General features: G+C 65.4%; 11 protein-coding genes. 8 read left to right on the top strand and 3 right to left on the bottom strand.

From position 1 onward, the window contains the following. Nucleotides 1-370: 370 nt before the first annotated feature. Entirely contained in the window at nt 371-742 is a 372-nt protein-coding gene (locus ACIBJI_RS30335; RefSeq protein ID WP_364348521.1) for a DUF3054 domain-containing protein, read from the top strand. On the opposite strand, the gene ACIBJI_RS30330 is transcribed toward ACIBJI_RS30335, so the two are convergent. Next, entirely contained in the window at nt 743-2,323 is a 1,581-nt protein-coding gene (locus ACIBJI_RS30330) for an NTF2-like N-terminal transpeptidase domain-containing protein (RefSeq protein WP_397086830.1), read from the bottom strand. A gap of 514 nt (nt 2,324-2,837) precedes the next feature. Here ACIBJI_RS30330 and ACIBJI_RS30325 point away from each other — a divergent pair. Both ACIBJI_RS30325 and aroQ read left to right on the top strand, forming a co-directional pair. Further along, on the top strand, nt 2,838-3,419 hold the full coding sequence (locus tag ACIBJI_RS30325) for a hypothetical protein (protein WP_364348527.1): 582 nt from the start codon (nt 2,838-2,840) through the stop codon (nt 3,417-3,419). A 24-nt stretch (nt 3,420-3,443) separates the two neighbouring features. Then, nucleotides 3,444-3,881, top strand: a complete 438-nt coding sequence (aroQ, locus tag ACIBJI_RS30320) for a type II 3-dehydroquinate dehydratase (RefSeq protein ID WP_364348530.1) — start codon at nt 3,444-3,446, stop codon at nt 3,879-3,881. 53 nt (nt 3,882-3,934) lie between these two features. Here aroQ and ACIBJI_RS30315 read toward each other — a convergent pair whose 3' ends face one another. Together ACIBJI_RS30315 and ACIBJI_RS30310 are read right to left on the bottom strand one after the other, a co-directional pair. Beyond that, nucleotides 3,935-4,381, bottom strand: a complete 447-nt coding sequence (locus ACIBJI_RS30315; protein WP_364348533.1) for a nitroreductase/quinone reductase family protein — start codon at nt 4,379-4,381, stop codon at nt 3,935-3,937. Nucleotides 4,382-4,529: 148 nt separating this feature from the next. Continuing rightward, entirely contained in the window at nt 4,530-4,889 is a 360-nt protein-coding gene (locus ACIBJI_RS30310; RefSeq protein WP_397086828.1) for an Rv2640c family ArsR-like transcriptional regulator, read from the bottom strand. Between the two features lie 102 nt (nt 4,890-4,991). Between ACIBJI_RS30310 and ACIBJI_RS30305 the strand changes: the two genes are divergently transcribed. From ACIBJI_RS30305 to ACIBJI_RS30285, 5 genes are all read left to right on the top strand, one after another. Continuing rightward, on the top strand, nt 4,992-5,522 hold the full coding sequence (locus ACIBJI_RS30305; protein WP_364348539.1) for an ArsI/CadI family heavy metal resistance metalloenzyme: 531 nt from the start codon (nt 4,992-4,994) through the stop codon (nt 5,520-5,522). A gap of 67 nt (nt 5,523-5,589) precedes the next feature. After that, nucleotides 5,590-5,967: a metalloregulator ArsR/SmtB family transcription factor gene (locus ACIBJI_RS30300; protein WP_364348542.1), complete on the top strand. Its 378-nt coding sequence runs from the start codon at nt 5,590-5,592 to the stop codon at nt 5,965-5,967. After that, nucleotides 5,964-6,689, top strand: coding sequence for an aquaporin (locus tag ACIBJI_RS30295; protein ID WP_396958817.1), 726 nt, complete (start codon nt 5,964-5,966; stop codon nt 6,687-6,689). Before ACIBJI_RS30300 ends, ACIBJI_RS30295 begins: the two co-directional genes overlap by 4 nt. A 17-nt stretch (nt 6,690-6,706) precedes the next feature. Next, nucleotides 6,707-7,120, top strand: a complete 414-nt coding sequence (locus ACIBJI_RS30290; protein ID WP_396958827.1) for an arsenate reductase ArsC — start codon at nt 6,707-6,709, stop codon at nt 7,118-7,120. Between the two features lie 134 nt (nt 7,121-7,254). Next, nucleotides 7,255-8,370 (top strand): glycerate kinase, encoded by a 1,116-nt coding sequence (locus ACIBJI_RS30285; protein WP_397086825.1) that lies wholly within the window; start codon nt 7,255-7,257, stop codon nt 8,368-8,370. Nucleotides 8,371-8,402 lie beyond the last annotated feature (32 nt).

Here is an 8,402-nt window from a genome sequence, read left to right as displayed (position 1 = left end):
CCACGGAAACCCCACCACTACGGCATGGGCACTTCGACGACCCGGCTGTGTTCAATGGCCGCACCTGCGACTCGGACGCAAGACGGGCCGCGAACGGTCGCTCGTAAGACTCGCTCCGTCGTGGTCACGTCAGCCACGGAAACCCCACCACTACGGCATGGGCACTTCGACGACCCGGCTGTGTTCAATGGCCGCACCTGCGACTCGGACGCAAGACGGGCCGCGAACATCGCTCGTAAGACTCGCTCGGTGGTGGTCACAGATGTACAGACGGTTCAGCTCCGACGAGACTGGTGGGCTGCGGGGCCCGGACGTGACCAGCAGGTGTCGCGTCGCAGCGTCTGACAAGCGCACTACTACGCTGGCCCGCGTGAGAAAATTGGTGCCGTTGGTGGTGGACGCGCTGCTGGTGATCTTGTTTTGCGCGATCGGGCGGCGCAGCCATGAGGAGGCGGTACTCGCCGGACTGCTGAAGACGGTGTGGCCGTTCGCTATCGGGCTCGCGATCGGGTGGGTTGCTGCGGTCGCCGTGGCCGGCCGGGTGCTCGGTGAAAAGGAGCGCTTCGACGGAACCACCCCGTGGCCCACCGGAGTTCTGGTCTGGCTCGGCACACTCTGCGGCGGCATGCTGCTGCGCGTGATCAGCGGTCAGGGCACGGCATTCAGTTTCATCATCGTCGCGGCGTGTGTGCTCGCACTGTTCCTGCTCGGCTGGCGCGCGGCCTTCCGAGCCATCGACTGATCAGGGTTCTGGGGTGGCCAGCGATTGGAACAACCGGGCCGCCATCCGCGCGGTCGCATCCCCGCTGTCGGCGTCGTTGATGTGGATCGCCAGCGCCAGATCCCCCGCATTCGCGATGAGCCATGCGTCATGGCCCGTGCTGGCCATGAATCCGATGACATCGCGGTAGGGCCGCAGCGGCGCGAATTCCGGTCGTCCCGCGCCGTCGCGCAACATCGCGCGCAACCGCTCGGTGAGTTCCGGTGACATCTCCGGGACCTGCGCGTCCGTGGCGCTGGGGTGTCCGGCCTCGATCATCGGCGGCGGTACCTGCCCGCGCGCGATGGCGGCCGCTGCGATCGCCATGCCGAATGGGCTGGCCAGCACCGCGTCCGTGCCACCGCCCTGGCGCACCTGCTCGGCACTGCGCCCCGCCACCGCGACCCGGCCGGTCACTTCGTCCAATCCCGGCACCTTGTAATCGATGCCGACTCCGAGATTGGGCGCGGATTCGGCCGCATCCTGCACCGATACGTCCTGCGGTGCCTTGTTCTTCAATACCGCGGCGACATTGCGGAACAGATCGATATTGGTGCCGACCGGATAGAGCCCGGTGAACGCGACCGAACCGTGCTCACTGGCCTGCGTATTCTGTGCGACCGCCACGACCGAACCGCTGGACGGCTGGATCGCCACGATCGAGGCGGGCGTCCCGACGCTGACCACCGCATCCTCGGCGGCGCGCTGCAGGCGCTGATCCATGGTGGCCGCGATATCCGGGCCGGGCGGGCCCTGGTAACCGGCGATCTGGCCGACGAAACGTCCGTCCTGTTCGAAAATCTGCACACCCCAACCGGAGTGCTGATCCTGGCTGTCCTGCCACACTTTGCGCAACGCGTCCAGCATCGGCGACCAGGTCCGGCGGTCGGCGGAGATCAGCCGCGGCTGTTTCTCCATGACCACGCCGGGCACACGAGCCAACGCGGATTCCAGGATCGCGAAATCGGGTTCGCGCAGATTCACCGCGATGATCGGCTTGCCCTGCGAGGTCGACAACTGCTGCATGAGCGACGGTCCGGTGATCAGCGGCGCGACCGGTGCGATGGCCTTGGCCAGCGCGTCGGTCGAGGCCACCGGGTCGGTCGTCTTGGCGGGATCGAGTTTGACCACGTTGATGATCTGCTCGGTCATCAACGCGTCGCCGACGATGTCCTTGACCCGCGGCGGTGGGGTCGGCGTGGTGCGCACGAGCCGGACCGTGCGGTTGTGGTCCAGTTGCGGCATGACGACGGCGGGATCCCAGGAGATGCGCCAGCCGATCGCCAACTTCCGCACATTGCCCTGCAGGCTGTATTTCCAGGTCTTGTTCTCGCCGAAGTTCCAGGCGACATCCATGCTGAACAGGCCCGCCTCGCGGTCCAGGTCGATGAACTGGGTTTTTTGGTAGTCGACCTTGCCCGGCTGCAATCCGGCGAACATTTGTTTCAGCGTTGCGGATGCGGCCGTGGGATAAGAGGTGAGCTCCGCGGCCTTGGCGAAGTTCTGCTCGTCGAGCAGTTGGGTGAAGCGATCGACGACGTACTCGGCTTCACTGCGCTTCACATCCGAACCACACGCCCCAATTGCGATAGCCAGCGCCACCACCCCCGAGAGTGCGATTGCGCCCCGGACGCGATAGCGGCGGGATCCCCACACATCCATGTCGCCCACTCTTTACTCTTGTCACTCCAGTAACAAGACCACCGTACCTGAAATTAGCTGCCCGCCGTGCCACGCCAGCCGGACGTTACCCATGCTCAGCATCTCCAATTGTGCCCGAAGCCCGTGCTTCGGTTGGTCGATCATGGACGTTCTCCGGTCCCGTCGCGACACCCGGCGCCGCAACCGTACCGGCCGGAACACGAACTTGTCAGAAAACGGCCCACGTCGGCGTTTCGGCGGCCCGCGTCCGCGTTTGGATCGCGCAGGGCCTCGTTGACCAGCACACACCTTTATCTGGCGTACCCGCACGGCGCGTGACCGAAACCGTTCGCACAGAGCGGAACCACGCGGGCGCTTTGCGACGTAATCTTGTAATCAATGAAATATAGGCACCACAGTAAGTAGGTGAATCCCAATGAGGCATGAGCATCGGGGACGGGGCTTCGGACGACCGGGCGGCTGGCAGCAGGCCGATCTCCCGGATCCCGCGGACGCCCCGGACTGGTTCGCTGGACGGTTGCCGAGCGACTGGTTCGCCGGGCCGCCCGTCATCGAAATCGACCGGGACGAGATCGTGGTTATCGGTGAGCTCCCGGCACCGGTATCGGAAAAGGAAGACGCTCCCGCCGAGGAGGTCCCCGCCGCGACGAAGGAGGGCGCCGTCGCCCGCTTCCGCGAGACCACCCGACCGGCCCGCATGCAGATCGCGAACGAGGCCCAGCGCCGCTACGGACGCAGCGTCGCCTGGGGTGTTTCGGTAGACGGCGAACGAATCATGTTCACGCACTTGGCGGTCCCGGTGATGACGCGGCTGCGGCAGCCGGAGCGCAAGGTGCTCGATACGCTCGTCGATTCCGGGGTGGCGCGCTCACGCGCGGATGCGCTGGCGTGGACGGTCAAGTTGGCGGGCAAGCATGCGGAGGCCTGGCTCGAGGAGTTGCGCACTGCCATGCGGAAGGTGGACGACCTGCGTTCGGAAGGTCCGCAGGGTCTGTGAACACGGCGGGCTAGGGTCTTAGCCATGTCGACACCTGGCCCGATTCTGGTTCTCAATGGCCCGAACCTCAATATGCTCGGCACCCGCCAGCCGGAGATCTACGGGTCGGCCACACTCGACGATGTCGTCGCATTGTGCCGACAGACCGCCGCCCGGTACGGCCGCGAGATCGATGCGTTCCAATCGAATTCCGAAGGAGCGCTGATCGATCGGATCCACCGGGCGCGCGGCGTCGAATCAGGCATAGTCATCAATCCCGGCGGGCTCACGCACACTTCGGTCGCGCTGCGTGATGCGCTGGTTATTCCGGAACTCCCGATCGTCGAGGTGCACATCAGCAATGTGCATGCGCGCGAGGAGTTCCGGCATCACTCCTATATCTCCCCCATCGCCACCGCGGTAGTGGCCGGGATGGGGATTCAGGGTTATGCCGCAGCCATCGAATTCCTGATCCATCGCTAGCGACTGCTTGCAGGTCGCTCGAAAGGGTCGGCTGACCGGATCGGCTTGTCACACTAGGCGAGTCGGAAGACCGGGAAACCCGGGGCAATCTGGGCCAGCTCCGCATCCGTGGAATTCTTGGTGACACCCTCGAAGAATTTGCCGACCTCCCAGCCCCACTTCTGCAGGTAGAGGCGCAGCAGCGGCACCTTGTCCGCATCGGCTACTTCGATCGCCGTGAACGCCTCGACCTTACGCCCCAGCCGCAGTTCACCATTGCCCGCGACGCGCAGGTTCCGCACCCACTGTGTGTGGCCGCGCGGCGCAACCAGGTAGCGCGTGCCATCGGAATCGGTCATCAAATTGACCATGGTGGTGCGCCATTCGCCACTCTTACGACCGCGCACCGCCAACAGCCGCGACCCCATAACGCTGATGCCGAGGCGAGGCAGCCAGTTGGCAATCTTGTTCACGATCGGGTCCATGCCGGTCGGGCCGAGGTAGCGGGTGCTGGCGTTCATTTCCTACTCCTTTGTGAGCACTGCTCTCTGTTGAGATCAGTGTTCCACACCGCTTCCCGCCAAGTCAAGAGCACTGCTCTCATTTCTGTTGTCTCGACGAAATTGTCGATGCCCTGACGGCAGCTTTCGCGATGGTCTGCCAGGAAGGTCAACGGCAGCAGTTGGGGTCCAGGACCAGGCATAGCGCTGCGAGGGCGTCGCGTAGGGCGCGGTGGTAGGTGTTCATGCCGCGGCGTTCGGTCTCGACCAGACCCGCTTTTCTCAGCTGGCCGAGGTGGTGGCTGGTGGTGGATTCGGCCAGTCCGATCGCCCGGGCGAGATCGCCGGTGTTCTCCGCACCGGCCGGGCTGGTGAGCAGCAGGGACAGCAGTTTGACGCGGACAGGTTCGGCGATGGCCTTGAGCCGCAATGCGATTTCCAGCGCGGCGGCGTCATCGATCGGTGCGGCCGCGACAGGGGCGCAGCAGACAGGGGCGGACATGTCGATCACGGGTAGCGCCTTGGGCATGTAATCAACTCTAGCCACCTTGTTGACATATGTCGAAGAGGTGGTGCAGACTCGACCGTGTCAGCTTTTCGACATATGTCTCACAAGTGGAGGTAGATTCTCATGTCCCGCATCCAGCTCGCCCTCAATGTCGACGACCTCGATCAGGCGGTGCGGTTTTACTCGACCCTGTTCAATGCCGAACCCGCCAAGCGCAAGCCGGGTTACGCCAACTTCGCCATCGCCGAGCCACCGATCAAGCTCGTATTGATCGAGAATCCCGGCCAGGGCGGCAGTCTCAATCATCTCGGTGTCGAGGTGCAATCCAGCGATGAGGTGCATGCCGAGATAGCGCGCCTGTCGACCGCGGGGCTGTTCACCGAGGAGCAGATCGCGACCACGTGTTGCTTCGCCACCCAGGACAAGGTGTGGGTCACCGCCCCGGATGCCGAACGCTGGGAGGTCTACACCGTGCTCGCCGACAGCGAAACCTTCGGCACCACACCGCATCTCGCCACCGATGAGACGGTCGATGACGCGCAGGCGGTGTCAGTATGCTGCGGCACTGCCGAGGATGCTGCCGCTGAGGGAGCGTGCTGCGCAAGCGACGCCAAGAAGGACGCCGTCACCTCCGGCGCGTCCTGCTGCAACTAACCGTTTCATGGGTTCGTTCATCCGTTGTTCATTTGCCCTCGGATTCGATAACCATCAATATCGATGCGTGTCGAATCGAGCGCTCCCGCTGACCGACGTGACCTCACCCGCGTGTGAGGTCACGCCCCTGGCTCGGCAACCCTTGACCACGCAGGCCGCCGGCGATCTGGCGGCGGTGTTCAAGGCATTGTCGGACCCGGTCCGGCTGCGCCTGCTGTCGGTGGTGGCCAGCCACACCGGCCAGGAAGCCTGCGTATGCGATGTCTCCGCGGGATTCGACGTCTCCCAGCCCACCATCTCCCACCACCTCAAGGTGCTGCGGGAAGCGGGGCTGCTGTCGAGCGAACGGCGCGGGTCGTGGGTGTACTACCGCGTCGAACCCGCCGCCCTGCACCAACTTTCACAGTTTCTGGACATCACGCTGCCCGAGGCGCTCGCTCGATGAGTGCGCTATCGCGGCGGCTGCTGGCCGAGCTCATGGGGACCGCGCTGCTGGTGTGCGCGGTCGTCGGCTCAGGTATCGCCGCCCAACAGCTCTCGCCGCACGATCACGGCGTGCAGTTGCTGGAGAACTCGACCGCAACCGTTTTCGGGCTCGGTGTTTTGATCCTGATGCTCGGCCCTGTCTCCGGCGCGCACTTCAATCCCGTTGTCTCGGTCGCGGATTGGTGGGCCGGACGCCGCCGTGGTACCGGACTCCCCGCTACCGACCTCGCCGCCTACATCGGCGCGCAGGTCCTCGGCGCGGCGGTCGGGGCAGTACTGGCCAACATCATGTTCGACCAGCGTGCCGTCCAGATCTCCACCCACCACCGCGTCACCACCGGGCACCTGGTCGGGGAGGTGGTGGCCACGGCCGGGCTGATCGCGGTCATCTTCGCCCTCGCCCGCACCGGCCGCGCCGCGATGTCGGCTGCGGCGGTGGCCGCCTACATCGGTGCGGCCTACTGGTTCACCAGCTCCACATCCTTCGCCAACCCCGCCGTCACGATCGGCCGGATCTTCTCCGACACCTTCGCCGGTATCGCCCCCGCCTCGGTGCCCGCGTTCATAGCTGCCCAAATCCTCGGCGCCGGTATCGGATTCGCCCTGATCGGACTGCTCTATCCCGATCCGGCACCGGCCGAAAACATCGTCGCCTCGCACTCCGTCACGGATCCCGCATGAAAGAACGCACTCCGGCAATGACCTCCAAACCCAGCGTGCTGTTCGTCTGCGTGCACAACGCCGGACGCTCGCAGATGGCCGCGGCATTCCTCACCCACCTCGCCGGCGACTCGGTCGAAGTCCGCTCCGCCGGATCCGCGCCCGCCGACCAGGTCAACCCTGCCGCCGTCGCCGCCATGCGCGAGATCGGGATCGATATCTGCGCCGAGATCCCCAGGATCCTCACCGTCGACGCCGTGCAAGGATCCGACGTCGTCATAACCATGGGCTGCGGCGACGCCTGCCCCTACTTCCCCGGCAAGCAGTACCTGGACTGGAAACTCGACGACCCCGCTGGCCGAGGCATCGACGCTGTCCGCCCCATCCGCGACGACATCGAAAAACGCGTCCGCGGCCTGCTCGACGAACTAGGCATCCCGGCACGGTCATAAACACCGAGCATGAGTTCAATGCTGCCCGAGGGCGCGTGAATGGGGCCTCCCAAAGCGCCGCCGGACCTGATCTACGAGGAAATCACGCGCACTCCCGGCGTGCGCCGTTCGGAACCACCACCGAGAATGTGGAGATGACATCTGCGCCCCGGGTGGTGCTCGCCCCGGACAAATTCAAGGGCTCGCTGACCGCTGCCGAGGTGGCGGCCGCCTTGGCCACGGGCATCAGGCGCGCCCGTCCGGATGCCGAGATCCGGCAGGTGCCGGTCGCGGATGGCGGTGACGGAACCGTCGACGCATTCGTGGCCGCGGGCTGGGAGCGGATCGAGGTCGATGCGCCCGGACCAACCGGCGCACCCGACACCGCCGCCTATGCGGTGCACGAAACCACGGCTGTGATCGAATTGGCAGCGGCAGTCGGGCTGACCAAACTGCCAGGGAGACAACCCGATCCGCTCGGAGCGCACACCTATGGGCTGGGTGTCGTCATCGCACACGCCCTGGATCGAGGGGTAACCGATATCGTCCTCGGCTTGGGCGGCAGCGCCTCGACCGACGGTGGGGCAGGCATGCTGCAGGCCCTCGGTGCGCGAATCCTCGATGCCGGTGGCGCTGAATTATCCACAGGCGGAGCGACTTTGGCGCGTGCCGCGCGATTGGATCGCACCGGATTGCATCCGCGGATCGCGGCGACGACCTTCACCCTGGCCTGCGATGTCGACAACCCGCTACTCGGCCCAACCGGGGCAGTCGCGGTATATGCGCCACAGAAGGGTGCGACACCGCCGGATCTGTCCATTCTCGAAGCGGCACTGACGAATTGGGCGGCCATTGTCGCACCGGAATTCGCGGATGTCCCCGGCGCGGGTGCGGCAGGCGGCACCGGATTCGGCGCACTCGCGGTGCTCGGCGCGCAGGTCCGCAGCGGCATCGAGGTCGTACTCGAACTCCTCGATTTCCCAACACTTCTCGACCGAGCCACCCTGGTCGTCACCGGTGAGGGTGCCCTCGATACCCAGAGCCTGCACGGCAAGGCCCCGATCGGTGTGTGCGAGGTCGCGCGCAAGGCGGGCGTCCCGGTGGTGGCCGCCGTCGGCCGAACGCAATTGACGCCCAACGAGATCCGAGCGGCAGGCTTCTCTGCCTGCTACGCCCTTGCCGATCTGGAACCGGACCCTGCCCGCTCCATCGCCGATGCGGCACAGCTACTCACTCGCGTCGGCGAACAAATAGGTGTCGACAACCCATGAAAATGGATCAGGGTCGAACCGTGATCACGGTG

It is taken from the genome of Nocardia sp. NPDC050408, assembly GCF_044458905.1.
GTDB lineage: Bacteria > Actinomycetota > Actinomycetes > Mycobacteriales > Mycobacteriaceae > Nocardia.
The sequence above is the reverse complement of the archived record's forward strand: the minus strand, read 5'-3'. Positions and strand labels throughout refer to the sequence as shown.